Consider the following 17,033-nt stretch of genomic DNA (forward strand, 5'->3'; position numbering starts at 1 on the left):
CAAAACTTTGCTTTTTGAATAGATGTTCCCTACGCTGGTACGAGCCAAATCAGGTTCAAAGGGTCAGCGTCTACCGGACACAATCTCAGCTAGCAATTACTAGCCCCCCTACATTCTTTCGCTATGAACTTTTCGATGATTATTATACCCATAGTTTCACTTAAATGACAAGGTGCTATTTTTGAATAGAGCTTAAAGCCCAGCGCTCCTAAGAGGCTGGGCATGCTTTTAGCTTGGTTTCTGTTCTTTTTTGGCTGTTACAACATGAGAAATTGCTCCATCTGTTGCAATATCCACTTTAAATGAACCATTGGAATGGCGATCCGCACGAGACAATGCTTGTACGTCAATCATCTCTTGAACACCTTTTTCAGTTTCAATCACAACCTGCTCCTCGTCTGTTGCTTGAACAACTGCCACAATTCGGTGAGGGTTTGCTTTTAACTCTGTTAATACTTTTAGTCCACGTTTTGCACGACTTGCTACTTCAACTTCAGCGACATTCATTTTCTTCACGGCCCCACGCTGTGTCACAATCACTACATAGTGGGTAACATCAGGCTGTAACACATTGACTCCAACTAAGGCTTCTCCATCTTTTAGTGTGATCCCTTTCACACCACCTGTTTTCACACCTGTCACAGGTAGTTCCTCCATTGGGAAACGAATCGCATAGGCTGTATCTGTTGTGAGCATCAGCTCCAAGTCATCAGTCACAAATGATGCATAGATCATCGCATCACCAGCCTTGACATTCATCGTTTTAATTGGCTTTGAATAACGCGTTACCGCATAGTCTGCGAGTGGTGAGCGCTTAATTTGGCCATCTTTTGTGGCTGTGAAGACATACGTATTTGGCTGGTCAAATGTTTCGAAACCATAAACCGCAATAATCGATTCATCTTCCCCTGTTGGTACAATACTTGAAATATGCTGGCCGAGATCCTTCCAGCGTATATCAGGCAGCTCATGAACAGGCTGATAAATATAATTGCCTCGATTTGTGAAAAGCAGTAGATGGTGCTGAGTATTTAAATTTGCTTCATACAATAAATAATCCGAATCCTTCATGGCAAAATCTTGCCCGTTTGAAGCGGCATGAGAACGTATGGATGTACGTTTAATATAACCATCCTTCGTTACTGTTACGACAACCTCTTCACTTGGCACAAGGACATCCAATGTAATTTTGATTTCTTCAATTTCTTGCTCAATCTTCGAGCGACGAGGTTCTGTAAAGCGTTTCTTAATATCTAGTAACTCTTGTTTAATAACACGCACTAGCTTTGCTTCACTTTGTAGAATCCCCTCTAGCTTCGCAATTAGCTTATTTAACTCGTCCTGTTCCTGACGTAGCTCTGTAATATCCGTATTCGTTAAACGATATAATTGCAGGCTTACAATGGCCTCTGCCTGTACCTCTGTAAAATCAAACTTTGCTTGTAAATTAAGCTTCGCATCCTTCTTATCATTTGAAGAACGAATCGTCGCAATGACTTCATCTAAAATGGAAAGAGCTTTAATTAATCCATCTACAATATGAGAACGATCCTTTGCCTTTTGTAAATCATAAATGGAACGGTTTGTTACCACTTCTTTTTGATGGGCAATATACGCATCTAGCAATAATGGCAATGTCATCATCGTTGGACGACGATTATGAATGGCAATCATATTAAAATTATAAGCTACCTGTAAATCAGTTGTTTTAAACAAGTACTGTAAAATTCCTTGTCCTGGTACATCCTTTTTCAGCTCAATTACGACACGTAAGCCTGTACGGTCTGATTCATCACGAATTTCCGCAATGCCTTCTAGTCGTTTATCTACACGTTGCTCATCAATTTTTTTCACAAGATTCGCTTTATTTACATCATATGGTAACTCAGTGATAACAATTTGCTCTTTACCACCCTTGATTGGTTCAACAACTGCTTGTGCACGGACGATGATTTTACCACGACCTGTTTCATACGCCTTTTTAATGCCATCAACACCTTGAATGATTCCACCCGTTGGGAAATCAGGTCCTTTAATCACCGTCATCAATTCATCTACAGTAACATTAGGCTTGTCTAAGCGCATCAACACAGCATCCAGTACTTCATCTAAGGCATGTGGCGGAATATCTGTCGCATAACCAGCGGAAATTCCTGTAGAGCCATTGACTAAAAGGTTAGGAAAACGTGCTGGTAATACAGTTGGCTCCATATCCTGATCATCAAAGTTTGGCACAAATTCGACCGTTTTCTTGCCAATATCTCGTAGCATTTCAGCGGCAATAGCTGATAGTCTCGCCTCTGTATAACGCATTGCAGCTGGAGGATCGCCATCTACCGAGCCATTGTTCCCGTGCATCTCAATGAGCATATGACGTGCCTTCCAGTCCTGACTCATCCGTACCATCGCTTCATACACAGAGCTATCGCCGTGCGGATGATAATTACCAATTACATTACCCACAGTTTTTGCGGATTTACGGAACGGCTTATCATGTGTGTTGCCTTCCGTAAACATCGCATATAAAATACGGCGCTGTACTGGTTTAAGACCGTCACGTGCATCAGGCAACGCGCGGTCTTGAATAATATATTTACTATAGCGACCAAAACGGTCACCCATTACTTCTTCTAACGGTAAATCTTGAAACTTTTCTGTACTACTCATGCTTGGTCCTCCTCTTGTTGGATGAATTCATTCTCTAAAATGTTAGAATCATCCTCCATACCGAAGTCTACATTGGCTTCGATCCATTTACGACGTGGTTCCACCTTATCACCCATTAACGTCGTGACACGTCTCTCCGCTCGTGCACCATCCTCGATTGTGACACGAATCAATGTCCGTGTTTCAGGGTTCATCGTTGTGTCCCACAGTTGGTCTGCATTCATCTCACCAAGACCTTTATAGCGCTGTAATATGTAACCCTTTCCAACCTTCTTGATGGCCTTTTGTAAATCACTTTCTGTCCAAGCATATTCAATGACTTCTTTTTTCCCTGTACCTCTTGAGACTTTATAAAGCGGCGGTAGTGCGATATAGACTTTCCCAGACTCAATGAGCGGACGCATATAACGATAGAAGAATGTTAATAGCAAGACTTGAATATGTGCCCCATCCGTATCCGCATCGGTCATGATGACTACTTTATTGTAGGCAGAATCCTCCACCGCAAAATCCGTACCAACACCTGCCCCAATCGCATGGATAATCGTTGAAATTTCTTCGTTTTTCATAATATCCTGTAGCTTGGCTTTTTCTGTGTTGATTACTTTCCCGCGCAATGGCAGAATCGCTTGGAATGTACGGTCACGACCTTGTTTAGCAGAGCCACCCGCAGAATCACCCTCGACTAAATACAGCTCATTTTTTGCCGCATTACGTGACTGAGCTGGCGTTAATTTTCCAGATAAAATCGTACTACCCTTTTTGTTTTTCTTGCCATTTCGTGCATCCTCACGCGCTTTACGAGCTGCTTCACGCACTTGCTGCGCTCGAATCGCTTTACGAACAAGAGAAGCTGATAACTCTGCATTTTCCTCTAGCACATACAAAATTTGCTCAGACACTACACTATCTACTGCAGAACGAGCTTCACTTGTCCCAAGCTTGCCCTTTGTTTGTCCTTCAAATTGCAGTAAATGCTCAGGGATACGAACAGACACGATCGCTGCTAAGCCCTCACGAATATCTGTCCCCTCAAGGTTTTTATCTTTGTCCTTTAATAGGCCAATTTTTCTTGCATATTCATTAAAGACACGTGTCAATGCTGCCTTTGCACCCGTTTCATGTGTACCACCATCACGTGTACGGACATTATTAACGAATGATAAAATCGTTTCTGAATAACCATCGTTATACTGGAAAGCGAACTCTACTTCGATTTCATCCTGTACGCCTTCTACATATTTTACTGGATGAAGGACATCTTTTTCCTCATTCAAATACGCAACGAAAGCCTCAATGCCATTCTCATAAAAGAACACATCGCTCTTGCCTTCCTCGCGCTCATCAATTAATTCAATTTTTAAGCCCTTTAATAAAAAGGCTGATTCACGTAATCGTTCCGCTAACGTATCATAATTGAATTTTGTGACAGAGAAGATCGTTTCATCTGGTAGGAAATGAACAAGCGTTCCTGTCTGCTTGGTCTGCCCAATATTTTCAAGTGTTGTGACAGGCTGTCCACCATGCTCAAAGCGTTGACGATACTTTTTACCATCGCGATGGATTGTCACCTCTAAAAATGTTGAGAGCGCATTCACAACGGAAGAACCAACACCATGTAAACCTCCACTTGTTTTATAGCCACCTTGACCAAATTTACCACCAGCGTGTAGCACTGTAAAAATAATTTCTGGTGTCGGTTTGCCCATTTTATGCATACCGGTTGGCATCCCACGTCCAAAGTCGCGCACACTCATACTTTGATCTTTATGAATTGTGACAATAATATGAGATCCAAAGCCAGCCAGTGCTTCATCCACCGCATTATCTACGATTTCATACACAAGGTGATGAAGTCCACGGCCATCCGTAGAACCGATATACATGCCAGGTCGTTTGCGTACCGCTTCTAATCCTTCTAATACTTGTATAGCGTCATCATTATAGACGCTAGGTGACTGTTTATTCGTCAAAAAAATTCCCCTCCAAAAAACAAACACATGTTCTATTTATGTTCTCATCCTAATAATAATAGCATTTCCTGTCAATAGCTAGCGACAGGTCCAATAAAATTTTAAAATTTGCTGACAGTTTTGATCTTTTTTATTAATAGTAAACATCTTCAACAGTTGCTTAAAATTGGTATTTGAGCAAGACAGACTGCTTCTAGCTTCCATCATCATTTGACGCATTGAAGCCTACTTAGTTGCAAAATAAAGTTGTGATGCTTGCAAATAAAAGCACACTAACTCGTGCCTTGCGATTAAACAGGATAAAGTTAGACTTCTATTCTACCAAAGGAATGAGCGATTGACAAAATTGCCATTTTGCCTATATTTTTATAAAGGTTTTAGTGCTTCCTACAAATTTATGTCTAAAAGCCTAGTCCTCGCTAATAGATTCTCTTTTGTATTGATTCAAGACTTCGGATGAAATCTCCTTCATAACATTGTAGATTAGCAAGAAAAAGTGTAAAATACTTGTTACAAACTATTAGTACCAAGTGATGGACTATGAATGAAAGGAGTCCAACTATGATCAATGGACTTATTATTTTATGTGCTTATCTAATCGGCTCTATACCTTCTGGATTATGGATAGGCAAAATTTTTTATAATACCGATATTCGTGAACACGGGAGCGGTAATCTTGGTGCGACCAATACTTTTAGAACATTAGGGAAAAAGGCTGGTATTATTGTTACGGTGATGGATGTCTTAAAAGGAACAGCCGCTGTCTTACTCGTGACACTTCCTGTTTTCTCTGATACTACACTCCACTCTTTATTACTGGGTCTTGTCGCTGTTATCGGTCATATGTTCCCGATCTTCGCCAACTTTCGTGGTGGGAAAGCTGTGGCAACGTCAGCTGGTGTATTATTAGGCTATTCTTGGCCACTCTTTGTCCTACTATTTATTACCTTTATTGTGACATTAAAAATCACAAAAATCGTCAGCTTAACATCAATGATAGCCGCTTTAGTAGCGCTTATCTATGCAATCGTTTATTATTTTATTACAGGTGACTTTGCATTAGGCATCTTGGTAGCCTTTTTATTTACCTTTATTATTTATCGTCACCGTGCCAATATTGCTCGTATTAAAAACGGCACCGAACCAAAGGTAAAATGGCTGTAGGAAGAGAGGAGCATTTGAAATGAATATTGCATTGACAGATGAAGCCCTACAATGGTTCAAACATGAAATGGAAGTTGAACCTGGTGATACAATTCGTTTTTATGCACGTTATGGTGGCTCAAGTCCGTTTCACGAAGGCTTTTCATTAGGCATGACACGTGAGGAACCTATTGCCATAGGTGTGCAAACAGAAATTGATGGTGTTATCTATTACATTGATGAGAAAGATCTTTGGTTCTTTAACGATCACAATTTACATGTTGATGTTGATACAAGTAATGATGAATTACAATACGACTATCGTACATAAAGCAGTTTGTCCTTTCCATACATGAAAGGACAGACTGTTTTTTTATTTATTACAAAACAAGACACACAAAAGTTGCAAGGAATGTGATATTGCCACAAATAACTAGATTTTTCATATCGCTTTCGTTTATCTCTCAAAAAAATTGTCCATTCTAAAGATAATGAACGACCATTTGAGGAGGAAAACACATGTCCATGTCTAACAATCACGAGACCTCCCCATCCCATACAACGAACGATTTATTGTATACTTCCCTATCTAAAAATATAAAAATCATTCAACAGTCACTAGGGCATAGTAATGATATTATCATACGTGAAATTGCGATTGGAGAAACTGATCCTCATAGCCTCGCCATTATTTCCATTGATGGCTTATCGGATAAAACGACTATTTCTGATTCTGTTATCGATAAACTGATGGCAAATATTGAAGAAGAACAAGATATTGAAATAACAACCATTAATCAATATGTTCGGAATTCCTATTTAACGGTAGGCGATGTGACGAATATTGAGCATTTCACAACACTCTACAATGCCATTCTCAATGGTGAAACGGTTATTTTATTAGATGGCTTTGCCGAAGGGATTGTGACAAGTACTAGAAGTGCCAAGGATCGAGCTGTCACAGAGCCATCGACGGAATCCGTAATTCGCGGACCGAGGGAATCCTTTACGGAAACCTTGCGAACGAATACAGCGCTCATTCGTCGCAAAATAAAAAGTCCGAATCTCTGGATAAAATCACGCGTTATCGGAGATGTGACACAAACAGATGTAGTAGTGATGTATATAAATGGCATCGCCAGTGACAAAATCGTCGCAGAGGTATTGGCTCGATTAGATCGTATTAATATTGATGGCATTCTGGAAAGTGGCTATATTGAGGATTTTATTCAAGACTCAAAAAACTCTATGTTTCCAACCGTCTACAACTCTGAACGTCCTGATGTCATCGCAGGTGAATTATTAGATGGCAAAGTGGCGATTCTAGTTGATGGCACACCTTTCGTCTTAGTCGTTCCAGCGCTATTTACATCCTTTTTACAATCAGCAGAAGATTATTATCAGCATTGGATGATTAGCTCACTTGTACGTATCTTGCGTTTCTTTGGTATCAGTCTAGCATTAGTAGCACCATCCTTGTATGTGGCGATTACTACCTTTCATCAGGAAATGCTACCGACACCCATGTTAATTAGCATTGCTTCACAAAGGGAAGGCGTACCCTTTCCTGCAGTAGTAGAAGCGCTTATTATGGAGGTTGCCTTTGAGGTCTTAAGGGAAGCTGGACTTCGTATGCCTCGAACAATCGGTCCTGCGGTATCCATTGTAGGTACTTTAGTTATTGGACAGGCAGCAGTTGATGCAGGCGTCGTATCCGCTGTAATGGTAATTATTGTAGCCTTAACAGCGATTTGTAGCTTTCTATTCCCTGCCTATGGCTTATCGAATACGATTCGTGTACTACGTTTCCCATTAATGATTTTAGCTGCTATGTTTGGTTTATTCGGTGTAATGTTTGGCATTATGCTAATTACTCTTCATCTATGTAGCATTCGTTCATTTGGTGTACCTTATTTAAGCCCATTCGCACCGTTGGTATTACAGGATCAGAAGGATGCATTTGTGCTGTTCCCGCGTAGAAAATTACTTACACGACCTCGTTTGGTCAATCAAAAAAATATTGTTAGAGGACATAACTATATCAATGTAAAAGGCAGGAAATAACTTCAGGATAAATGAGGAATAGAATATGGCAAAATTAAACTGGATTTGCTTACTATGTATCCTCACTTTACTGTTAAGTGGTTGCTGGAGTAAGCGAGAATTAAATGAATTAGCCATTGTGGTAGCACTAGGCATTGACAAAATAGATGAGGAATATGAAATTACAGTTCAAATTGTCGATCCTAGTGAAGTCTCAGTGCGACAAGCTTCCACTCAACGCTCACCTGTCGTTAGCTATCATTCGAGAGGCGAAACCATCTTTGAGGCCATTCGCAAAATGACGACTATTGCAGCACGAAAACCTTATTTTGCCCACCTTCAAGTGGTTGTATTAGGGGAAGATCTCGCGAAAGAAGGCATTAGTGATGCACTTGATTTAATTGTAAGGGACCATGAATTTCGTAAGGATTTCGACGTCATTATGTCTCACGAAGCAACAGCGAAGGAAGTATTAAATGTACTAACACCCATCGAAAAAGTTCCTGCTAATAAAATCTTGAATTCCCTTGATGTCTCTGAAAAGGCTTGGGGCTCCACAATAGCTGTTAATATTGATGAATTAGTCAATACGTTAACCAATAAGCATAAAGGGGCGTTAATTTCTGCTATTGAAGTTCATGGCGATAAGAAATTAGGTGTAGATCAAACAAATGTGCAACGTGTTAAAACACCTGTGCTATTACGTTATACAGGTTTAGCAGTATTTAAAGGGGATAAATATATAGGGCTACTGACTGAAAGCGAAAGCAAAAGTATTAGTTTTCTTAATGACAAAATTCAAAGTACGATAGAAATCATCGCCTGTCCTAATAAAGGGACCTTGTCTACTGAAATCACCCAATCCACTACAAAGGTGAAAGGGTCATTTAAAAACGGGAAACCGAAAATCGATGTCCATATTAATGTAGAGCAGAATGTTGGAGAGGTCGAATGTGATATCGATCTTACCAAAAATAAATCGATTGATTACGTTAATAAAAAAACAGCCCAGGGTATTGATGACCGCATTGAAAAAACAGTAGAGAAAATTCAACAGCAATATGAAGTCGATGTTTTTGGATTTGGGGATGCCCTACATCGGGCAGATCCAAAGCAGTGGAAAAAAATTAAGGATGACTGGACTTCCATTTTTCCAGATTTAGCAGTGGCTGTTCATGTAAAGGTAACAACCCAAGGTTCAGGTACGATGCAAAATTCATTATTAAACAAGCCAAAGGAGGAGTAATGAGATGGTACTAGCAGTAGCTATCTTGATTATTGCAATCATTGTTGCTCTTGTTTTTATTCCAAAGCTAAAAAAGCAACAGGATAGAAAAGCCATTATTGTATTCTCCTTTTTGCTATTTATTGGAACGGCTTTAAATATGGGGATTGCCCTTAAAATCCATATTCCTAGCCCATTAGATTTGATTACCTTTATCTTCACACCGATTAGGGATTACATTGTGTCATTCACAAAATAGAAAGATGGACTGAGAAACGGAGGGTAGCTTGATGGAAAAAGAGATAATTAGTTCAAGACAGTTTACAATCGTTACCTTTCTCTATTCTATCGGTACAGCGATTTTAATTATCCCTTCGAGTATTACTGGTGCCGCTAAGCAAGATGCTTGGATAGCGGCAAGCATTGGTGTTCTGCTCAGTTTACTGGTTCTAAAATTATTTTTAACACTGGCCAATCAAACACCGTCCCTAAACTTTATCGAGGCCAATGAAAAAATTCTTGGGCGTTTTTTCGGGAAAATCACAGCGATTTGTTTCCTGATTATGACCTTTCTTTCGGCTGGAGAATTACTTTATTTTATCGGTATTTTCATGAAAACGGAAGTTATGCCAGAGACACCGACATTAGCATTTGCCCTACTGTTCAGTATCCTTATTATGTATGCCGCTTATTTAGGGATTGAGACCTTTGCCCGTTCGGCAGAAATCCTCTTCCCATTGTTTATCTTTATTTTTATTTTTTTCGTCATTAGTATTACCCCTCAAATTACATTTGAGAATATTCAGCCTCTACTAGAAGCGACCAAAGCATCTATGTTTTATAGTATTGCACGCTTTATGAGTATCTTTTCCTTTCCATTAATTGTATTATTGATGCTCTATCCTACTGGCGTCAATGTACAGCCGTCTGCACAGAAAGGGCTATATATTGGGGCAATCCTTGGCGGAATCGTCTTAGTTACGTTGATTGTCCTATCAATTCTTGTATTAGGTCCTGAAAACACTGCATCAAGGACATTTCCTAGCTATGCCTTAGCGCAAAGAATATCTATAGGGAATTTTTTACAGCGCATTGAAATCATTATGGCATTTATGTGGATTACGTCTATATATATTCGTACATTTATGTATTTCTATACGACCGTTGTTGGCCTTGCACAAATTTTGAAGATTAAGGATCATCGTCCGCTTATTATACCGATGGGTATAATTGTCATTGGACTTTCTCAAATTGTTCATCCAGATATTGTGCATTCTACTAATTATAATAATGAAATTTGGCCAATCTTTTCCTTTATTTTCACCATTTTATTACCCATACTTTTGTTGATTGTGGTAGTTATTCGCAATCGTAAATCCAAGGCTCAAAAAAACGAAACACCTCAGCAGGAAACAGAAGATGACAATCAAAAAGTCTAATTTCTTCTAAGCTAGAAAAGAAATTAGACTTTTTATTAATTAAATATGATATTCGATTTCATCTACAAAATCCCATTCATATGGTGTTTCTTGGTAAACATAGTAGTTCAACCAGTTAGAGAATAATAGATGCGTATGGGCACGCCATGTATTCATCGGCACTTGTGTCGGATCGTCATTCGGGAAGTAGTTTACAGGAACGGCGATATCTATGCCCTTCGCCACATCGCGACTATATTCATCGGCTAGCGTTGTCGCATCATACTCTAGATGCCCCGTAATCATAATATTTTTATTATCTTTTGATTGTACAATAAATACCCCAGCATCCTCTGAATAGGATAATAATCGTAGATCTGGATGATTGCGAACCTCGTCAATCGAAACAGATGTATAGCGTGAATGAGGTGCAGTAAATAAATCACTAAAGCCACGTACCAAATCTACAGTTAAATCTGTAATCACATGGGAATAGACGCCTGAGCATTTAGCAGAAAGCTCAACCTTCCCAATGCCATAATGATGATACAATGCAGCCTGTGCCCCCCAACATATATGTAGCACGGATGTCACATTCTTTTTAGACCAATCCATAATTTCTGAAATTTCCTGCCAATAGTTGACCTCTTCAAAAGCCATTTTTTCTACTGGCGCACCAGTTATAATCATACCATCATAGCGTCGGTGTCGAATCTGATTGAACGTTGTGTAGAAAAGCTGCAAATGGGATTTACTCACATTTTTAGACTCGTGTGTGGCTGTATTCAAAAAGGTAATATTGACTTGTAATGGTGTATTCCCCAATAAACGTAATAATTGGAGCTCTGTTTTTTCTTTTTCAGGCATTAAATTTAATATTAATATATTTAATGGACGGATTTGCTGTGTTTTCGCACGATCTTCTTCCATGACGAAGATTTTTTCCTCACGTAAATGTTCTCCAGCTGGTAAATTTTTCGGAATATTAATTGGCATCTTGCTTTCCCCTCTCTATAATCACTCTCTTTTAGCAAATCTTGCTTGCGTAGGATGCAACGAAATTAAAAAATCCTCCTCATTCCATACGAGATAGAATGAGAAGGATTTTTTTCACGTCCACTCTTATCTCTCAAAGGAAAAAATCCTTTGCTGGAATTAGCACCTTTCTAACAATTGTTAGAGGTTGCTGAAGCGTCATCGGGCCAAATCCCTCAGCTTCTCTTGATAAGATTATTTAATTATCTTGAATTGTAACACGAACTAGTTAGAATATCAATAATTCATAGAATATTTTGTGATTCATGTGCATGTTCCTTGCTCATTTGATGTACACTAAGCTTGCTATATGTGGTGTTTTTGCATTTAAAATTTATGGTAAACATGCCGTAATTATGTTACCATATACTTTTAGTAAGAGAGAGGAACGTGAATAGTTTGATTAAAATTGAATTTCCAAAACCAGATCTAGTAATCCGTCAACGTGAACAAGATTTAAAACCAGGTGATGTGCCGATCACACCTTACTTTGGTTTTATTGACTTCCATAAAATCACACGAGATAAAGGCGGCATTTTCTTATTCTATAATGACAAGAATGAGCTATTGTTTGTTGGGAAAGCACGTAAAATTCGTCAACGTATTAAAAAACATTTCGAGGATAATGTATCTCCGATGAAAAACCATCGTGATGAAGTGTTCAAAATTGAAGTCTATGAAGTAGAAGATCCAATGGAACGTGAAATTTACGAAACATATGCGATTAATACTTTCCGCTCTAAATATAACGTAGACAAAGTCTTTTATTAGACATCACGTAAAGAAACCGAAATCTCATTTCTAAAGGGATTTCGGTTTCTTTTATCACATAATGGTCATACGATCAATTGGCGTACTCTGACCGTTAATTCGCAAATCAATGGTATCCAGCTCAGGATTCTTGACGGTGATTTGAAAAACATAGGGCTGAGCCTCTTTCCTTTGCTCGCTGCCTTCTTCTAACTGGATAATAAGCCTATTTTCCTCAGCTGTAATACTTGCCAATACATTCCCTTTTGAATAATAAACAAGGTAATATGGAGCATCCTTTTCATGCAATAGTTGTATTCTGTCATTAGAAACGATATTTTTCTGGACATTATCTGGGACAACCGTTAGCTCATGAATCGTTGGTGGATCGGTAGGTGGTGTAGCATTACAGGCTCCTAGCATTAGTAGGCTCATTAAACCTAGCAACACGAGTTTTTTCAAGTAACTCCCCTTCCTTATACGACTATTCTAAGAAAAAAGCTTTACGTTCCTTAGCAATCCAGTCTTCTAACTCCTGATCATCACGTTTTACTAACCGATTGATGAGCACATCATGCCATATATAATCCTCTAACAAATAAATATGAACCGGATCATTGGTGATAAAGGCCGTCTCTTGGGTAGATGGAGAATGACCATAAATCATTTCCTGACCATCTATCGATAAGATAAACCAATGCGGTGTAGACGCTTTTTTTGTATAATGTGTGGCTCTATGCTGGTCAATTGAGGCGAGATGCTCTCCTACATACAACGTAATGCCATGAACAGGAACATGCAGCGCCACCTCTTGCAAATCTTCACGTAAGGCATCATACATATCTTCCCACATCGACAGCATCACTTTTTTCTTCGCCTTCTTTAGAAGTGACTGACAATAGTTGATAATGGATTCCTTGCCCTTCAGCATGACCACTTTAGGCTCAGCTTCCTGTACTTTTTCCTCTAATTTCTCTAATTTCCCGCTTATAGACGTAAAATTCGACTCCCAGCGCTGTTGCATTTGCTGTAAGAACACAGACACAGGCATTGCCGAATAGGTCGTTTGTTCTGCGGTCTCTTCTTTTAACACGATGCCCTTTTCTACAAGGATATTTAAAATATCATACACTCTTGCACGTGGTATGCCAGAATTTTTACTAACCTGATAAGCACTGACATGACTTTGCTGAACAAGTGCCGTATAGGCCTTCGCTTCATATTCTGTAAAACCCATTTCTTTCAGCTGGGTGATTAATTCCTCCATGTAATCCCTCCATTATCTTTATTATAGGCTACCAATGTGAAGATTTGCCAATGAAAAAATGGGGTTTACAGCGCAAATAAAATTAGTTACTATTTCAGTAGTAACTAATTATAAAGAGGTGTCATATGTTGTTTGAAATCGATGTACATATTCTCATACTATTAATTTCTTTTGGATTTCTGGCGGCTTTTGTTGACTCAGTAGTGGGAGGGGGCGGTTTAATTTCACTACCAGCCTTACTATTTGTTGGGCTCAATCCAGCTGCTGCGGTTGCCACGAACAAACTAGCAGGAGCTATGGGCTCGCTCACTTCCTCTATTTCTTTCTATCGTTCTGGCCAGCTGGACATTCGCTCTGTCCTCAAATATTTTCCATCAGCATTTATCGGATCATTATGTGGTGCTTGGACTGTGCATCTGATTAATCCAGCATTACTAAAGCCATTAATGCTTGTTATGCTGGCGGCTGTTGGGGTATATACGATCTTTAAAAAGGATTGGGGTGCCGTCTCTACCGTAAAAAATCTATCTAAAAAACATTTATTTTTATTTATGCTGCTATTATTTGCTATTGGTTTTTATGATGGATTTCTTGGTCCTGGGACAGGGTCGTTTTTAATCTTTAGCTTCTTACTGGTAGGCTTTGATTTTTTAAAGGCGGCTGGTAATGCGAAGTTTTTAAATTTGGCGAGTAATGTGGCTGGTGTTTGTATGTTTGCTTACTTAGGTCAAATTCATTATGTTTATGGTCTAGTCATGGGCATTGCGCAAATTGGTGGGGCTATGCTTGGCTCACGGATGGCAATCAAGAAAGGAAGTGGCTTTGTCCGCACGCTATTTATTGTCGTTACAATGACATTACTTGCGAAAAATGCCTATGATTTTATGATGCATTAAAATAAACGCCACAGAATTTGAAATCTGTGGCGTTTTGGCGTTAAATCATAAGCTTTTCGTTTTTAAATTTATGACTAGTGGACAAACTGACAATCACAAAAATAAAGAAGGATGCGACAATTGGTATCGTGACTGTATGCATACCCAAGACAGAAGGATAAAACCGATCAATCATAATATACAACAACATGCCTGAAATCATTGACGCAATCGCTCCGTATTTATTCGCTTTTTTCCAATACAATCCTAAAACGACTGTCCAAATAAAGACAGCCTCTAGTCCACCGAAGGCAAATAAGTTCAACCACACTAATAAATCAGGTGGATTGAGTGCAAAGATGACAACGGCTAGGCCAATGACTGTTGTTACAATAAAGCTTGCACGCTTTATCTCTGCATCACTAGCTTTCGGCTTCATATAATTTAAATAGATGTCTTTGACAACTGTAGAGCTGACAAGCATTAGTAAAGCATTAACCGTAGACATTGTCGCAGCCATTGGTGCAGCTAAAACGATTCCTGCTAAAAATGGCGGTAATACCTTCAATGTCAGGAGCGGCATGACTTTATCACCAATCTCAATGCCCGGTAAGACAGGTCGGGCTAACACCCCAATTAAATGCATGCCAAACATGATTGTCCCTATGGCAATCGTGCCAATAAGAATCGCTTGATGCATACTTTTGGAATCCTTATAGCTCATCGCACGAACCGCAATTTGCGGAAGTCCTACAACCCCTACACCAATGAGAATCCAAAATGTTGAGACATACAGAGGCGTTAAATCTCCTTGTGCGCCAAATGGTGACACAAAGTCAGGATTTTCAGCGACCAGTGAGGCCATTATATTGTCGATGCCTCCACCTGCCACAATGGTGCCGATTAATAAAATAATTGTACCAATCACCATAATTGAACCTTGGACCGTATCTGTAAGTGCAACCGCACGGAAGCCTCCGATAATCACATATACTAACACGGAAATCGCAAAAATAAACAGTGCTGCTGTGTAGCTTAAGCCAGTTAATGACTCAATTAAGCGTGCACCCCCAACCCATTGAGCCATCATAGCCGAAAATAAGAAAACAATGATGCTAATGGCTGATAAAATAACAATGACATGGCTTTTGTAGCGTTCACGTAAAAAGTCGATTAACGTAATGGCCTGGTAACGACGAGCAATAATGGCGAATTTTTTCCCTAAAATCATGAGTACAAAATAACCTGCTGGTAGCTGAGCCATTGCCAGTAATACCCACCCAAGTCCTTTTGTATAGGCTACACCCGGTCCTCCGATAAAACTACTCGCACTGCCATATGTAGCAATCATCGTCATTGCAAGGATAAAACCACCCATTTCACGACCACCTAGGAAATACTCCTGCAGGAATGAATTAGAGGAGCGGACATGCTTATTGGCCCAAATACCGATTCCAAAAATAATAATTAAAAATAATAGCAATGGAAATACAACTTGCCAATGCATTAGCGATCCACCTCCTCATCATCGAATGGTACCTCTTTGAAAAAGAGTTTCATCACAATCCAGATAAGAAGGATCATAAAGCCTGTCCCAGCGATACAGCTATAGAAAAACCAGGCAGGAAAACCAAATACATACGTATAATTTCTTGGATCTCCTGAACCTAATCCATAGGCAAAGCCAAACCAAATCGCAAAGTTGACAAGGACGAGTCCAATTCCGATAAGCGCCTCTCGATGCGCTATTTTAAAGCGTTGATCTTTCACATGTAATCCCCCTAACCTACTCTATTTTACTGATATGTCGCTCTGATGGGAAGAGATGTGAGTAAATAAGGATAAGTTATATGGAAATGATTTTGTTATACTAAGTAAAAGGTAAGGAGAAGAAAGTTGCTTGATCCTGACGTTTTTCACACAAACCTAACTATCCCTCACAATTATGTAGACATCTACAACAAACTGATAATGGAGATAAGTAAAAACCTTCGTCCATCTAGTTAGACGAAGGTTAGTTAGTTTATAATGGTCGCTTTTCCCAAGGTTGTAGCGTCCCGACGATATGGATAGGTTGATCCTGTTGAATAGCAGCAACGACACCTTGCGATATTTCCTCATGCGTAAGCCATCTCGCATGACCTTCTTCCATCATAAAACCTAGCTGGATTTGCCTGTATTGCGAACGAGCAGGGAGCTTCAATTTCTCTTGGACTTCACTTAAATTCGCCTTACTCCCCAACACATGAAACAGTTTCCATTCCCCATTATTCTCTATTGAAATTACATTGGAGATGTTCTCTAATGTAGTGTCCGCATAGGAATGAATCCAAGCAACGACCAATTCAATGGGCCCGTTATGCTCGAGCGTTTCTTCTAGCTTCTCTTTTAATAAGGCTATATTACAATAATCAACTAAAATCGGCGTTAGAAGGGCAGGTTTGGTTGTTCTATTTCGCAAATCTTCCATTCGATGGGCACTACGTCCAATTACTGAGACATGGTAGCCATCATTCACTAACCAAAGGGATGTGTCAGCCAACATCCCTGTTCCACCAATAACTAATGCGTGGGCCATTTATGTGTCCCTCTCTTATTTCGGATTTAGAAAGACGTGCGTTTCTTCCTTCTCATCAT

16 protein-coding genes and 2 riboswitches are annotated in these 17,033 nt (G+C 39.4%); of the genes, 8 read left to right on the plus strand and 8 right to left on the minus strand.

From position 1 onward, the window contains the following. Window positions 1-9 precede the first annotated feature (9 nt). A riboswitch (TPP riboswitch) is annotated at window positions 10-120 on the minus strand. A gap of 108 nt (window positions 121-228) precedes the next feature. Together parC and parE are read right to left on the minus strand one after the other, a co-directional pair. Beyond that, complete coding sequence (parC, locus tag C7B89_RS10380) at window positions 229-2,667, minus strand: DNA topoisomerase IV subunit A (protein WP_115673658.1); 2,439 nt, start codon at window positions 2,665-2,667, stop codon at window positions 229-231. Next, entirely contained in the window at window positions 2,664-4,640 is a 1,977-nt protein-coding gene (gene parE / locus C7B89_RS10385; protein WP_048393067.1) for a DNA topoisomerase IV subunit B, read from the minus strand. Before parE ends, parC begins: the two co-directional genes overlap by 4 nt. A 561-nt stretch (window positions 4,641-5,201) precedes the next feature. Here parE and plsY point away from each other — a divergent pair. The 6 genes from plsY to C7B89_RS10415 all read left to right on the plus strand — a co-directional run bounded on the left by plsY (window position 5,202) and on the right by C7B89_RS10415 (window position 10,490). Continuing rightward, window positions 5,202-5,804, plus strand: coding sequence for a glycerol-3-phosphate 1-O-acyltransferase PlsY (gene plsY / locus C7B89_RS10390; RefSeq protein ID WP_048393068.1), 603 nt, complete (start codon window positions 5,202-5,204; stop codon window positions 5,802-5,804). Window positions 5,805-5,823: 19 nt separating this feature from the next. Then, entirely contained in the window at window positions 5,824-6,114 is a 291-nt protein-coding gene (locus C7B89_RS10395) for a HesB/YadR/YfhF family protein (protein ID WP_048393071.1), read from the plus strand. A 188-nt stretch (window positions 6,115-6,302) separates the two neighbouring features. After that, entirely contained in the window at window positions 6,303-7,847 is a 1,545-nt protein-coding gene (locus C7B89_RS10400) for a spore germination protein (protein ID WP_115673659.1), read from the plus strand. Window positions 7,848-7,872: 25 nt separating this feature from the next. Beyond that, window positions 7,873-9,072, plus strand: coding sequence for a Ger(x)C family spore germination protein (locus C7B89_RS10405; RefSeq protein ID WP_115673660.1), 1,200 nt, complete (start codon window positions 7,873-7,875; stop codon window positions 9,070-9,072). 4 nt (window positions 9,073-9,076) lie between these two features. Next, window positions 9,077-9,310: a hypothetical protein gene (locus C7B89_RS10410; protein WP_054550235.1), complete on the plus strand. Its 234-nt coding sequence runs from the start codon at window positions 9,077-9,079 to the stop codon at window positions 9,308-9,310. A 31-nt stretch (window positions 9,311-9,341) separates the two neighbouring features. Further along, a complete protein-coding gene (locus C7B89_RS10415) occupies window positions 9,342-10,490 on the plus strand; it encodes a GerAB/ArcD/ProY family transporter (protein ID WP_115673661.1) in 1,149 nt (382 codons plus the stop codon). 39 nt (window positions 10,491-10,529) lie between these two features. On the opposite strand, the gene metA is transcribed toward C7B89_RS10415, so the two are convergent. Beyond that, window positions 10,530-11,465 (minus strand): homoserine O-acetyltransferase MetA, encoded by a 936-nt coding sequence (metA, locus tag C7B89_RS10420; protein ID WP_004227915.1) that lies wholly within the window; start codon window positions 11,463-11,465, stop codon window positions 10,530-10,532. 123 nt (window positions 11,466-11,588) lie between these two features. Continuing rightward, window positions 11,589-11,700: riboswitch (SAM riboswitch) on the minus strand. 203 nt (window positions 11,701-11,903) lie between these two features. Between metA and C7B89_RS10425 the strand changes: the two genes are divergently transcribed. Further along, a complete protein-coding gene (locus C7B89_RS10425; protein ID WP_004227912.1) occupies window positions 11,904-12,275 on the plus strand; it encodes a nucleotide excision repair endonuclease in 372 nt (123 codons plus the stop codon). A 54-nt stretch (window positions 12,276-12,329) separates the two neighbouring features. Here the strand turns inward: C7B89_RS10425 and C7B89_RS10430 are convergent, their stop codons facing one another. Continuing rightward, the gene (locus C7B89_RS10430; protein WP_115673662.1) at window positions 12,330-12,716 is read right to left on the minus strand and encodes a hypothetical protein; all 387 of its coding nucleotides are present in this window, start codon (window positions 12,714-12,716) and stop codon (window positions 12,330-12,332) included. 22 nt (window positions 12,717-12,738) lie between these two features. Further along, window positions 12,739-13,521, minus strand: a complete 783-nt coding sequence (locus tag C7B89_RS10435; RefSeq protein ID WP_054550238.1) for a TrmB family transcriptional regulator — start codon at window positions 13,519-13,521, stop codon at window positions 12,739-12,741. A 125-nt stretch (window positions 13,522-13,646) separates the two neighbouring features. On the opposite strand from C7B89_RS10435, the gene C7B89_RS10440 reads away from it, so the two are divergent. Beyond that, entirely contained in the window at window positions 13,647-14,417 is a 771-nt protein-coding gene (locus tag C7B89_RS10440) for a TSUP family transporter (RefSeq protein ID WP_115673663.1), read from the plus strand. A 40-nt stretch (window positions 14,418-14,457) separates the two neighbouring features. Here the strand turns inward: C7B89_RS10440 and panF are convergent, their stop codons facing one another. The 3 genes from panF to C7B89_RS10455 form a co-directional block, all read right to left on the minus strand. Continuing rightward, complete coding sequence (gene panF / locus C7B89_RS10445; RefSeq protein WP_115673664.1) at window positions 14,458-15,903, minus strand: sodium/pantothenate symporter; 1,446 nt, start codon at window positions 15,901-15,903, stop codon at window positions 14,458-14,460. Continuing rightward, the gene (locus C7B89_RS10450; protein ID WP_004227902.1) at window positions 15,903-16,166 is read right to left on the minus strand and encodes a YhdT family protein; all 264 of its coding nucleotides are present in this window, start codon (window positions 16,164-16,166) and stop codon (window positions 15,903-15,905) included. The genes panF and C7B89_RS10450 overlap by 1 nt, the downstream gene beginning before the upstream one ends. 253 nt (window positions 16,167-16,419) lie before the next feature. Next, window positions 16,420-16,974: a short-chain dehydrogenase gene (locus tag C7B89_RS10455; protein ID WP_054550239.1), complete on the minus strand. Its 555-nt coding sequence runs from the start codon at window positions 16,972-16,974 to the stop codon at window positions 16,420-16,422. Window positions 16,975-17,033: the final 59 nt, after the last annotated feature.

The sequence above is a fragment of the Lysinibacillus capsici genome (assembly GCF_003367505.1).
In the GTDB taxonomy this organism is placed as follows: domain Bacteria; phylum Bacillota; class Bacilli; order Bacillales_A; family Planococcaceae; genus Lysinibacillus; species Lysinibacillus capsici.

Coding starts and splice junctions, on each gene's coding strand:
- parC (WP_115673658.1), bottom strand. CDS start 2,667: ATGAGTAGTACAGAAAAGTTTCAAGATTTACCGTTAGAAGAAGTAATG.
- plsY (WP_048393068.1), top strand. CDS start 5,202: ATGATCAATGGACTTATTATTTTATGTGCTTATCTAATCGGCTCTATA.
- C7B89_RS10395 (WP_048393071.1), top strand. CDS start 5,824: ATGAATATTGCATTGACAGATGAAGCCCTACAATGGTTCAAACATGAA.
- C7B89_RS10400 (WP_115673659.1), top strand. CDS start 6,303: ATGTCCATGTCTAACAATCACGAGACCTCCCCATCCCATACAACGAAC.
- C7B89_RS10405 (WP_115673660.1), top strand. CDS start 7,873: ATGGCAAAATTAAACTGGATTTGCTTACTATGTATCCTCACTTTACTG.
- C7B89_RS10410 (WP_054550235.1), top strand. CDS start 9,077: ATGGTACTAGCAGTAGCTATCTTGATTATTGCAATCATTGTTGCTCTT.
- C7B89_RS10415 (WP_115673661.1), top strand. CDS start 9,342: ATGGAAAAAGAGATAATTAGTTCAAGACAGTTTACAATCGTTACCTTT.
- metA (WP_004227915.1), bottom strand. CDS start 11,465: ATGCCAATTAATATTCCGAAAAATTTACCAGCTGGAGAACATTTACGT.
- C7B89_RS10435 (WP_054550238.1), bottom strand. CDS start 13,521: ATGGAGGAATTAATCACCCAGCTGAAAGAAATGGGTTTTACAGAATAT.
- C7B89_RS10440 (WP_115673663.1), top strand. CDS start 13,647: ATGTTGTTTGAAATCGATGTACATATTCTCATACTATTAATTTCTTTT.
- panF (WP_115673664.1), bottom strand. CDS start 15,903: ATGCATTGGCAAGTTGTATTTCCATTGCTATTATTTTTAATTATTATT.
- C7B89_RS10455 (WP_054550239.1), bottom strand. CDS start 16,974: ATGGCCCACGCATTAGTTATTGGTGGAACAGGGATGTTGGCTGACACA.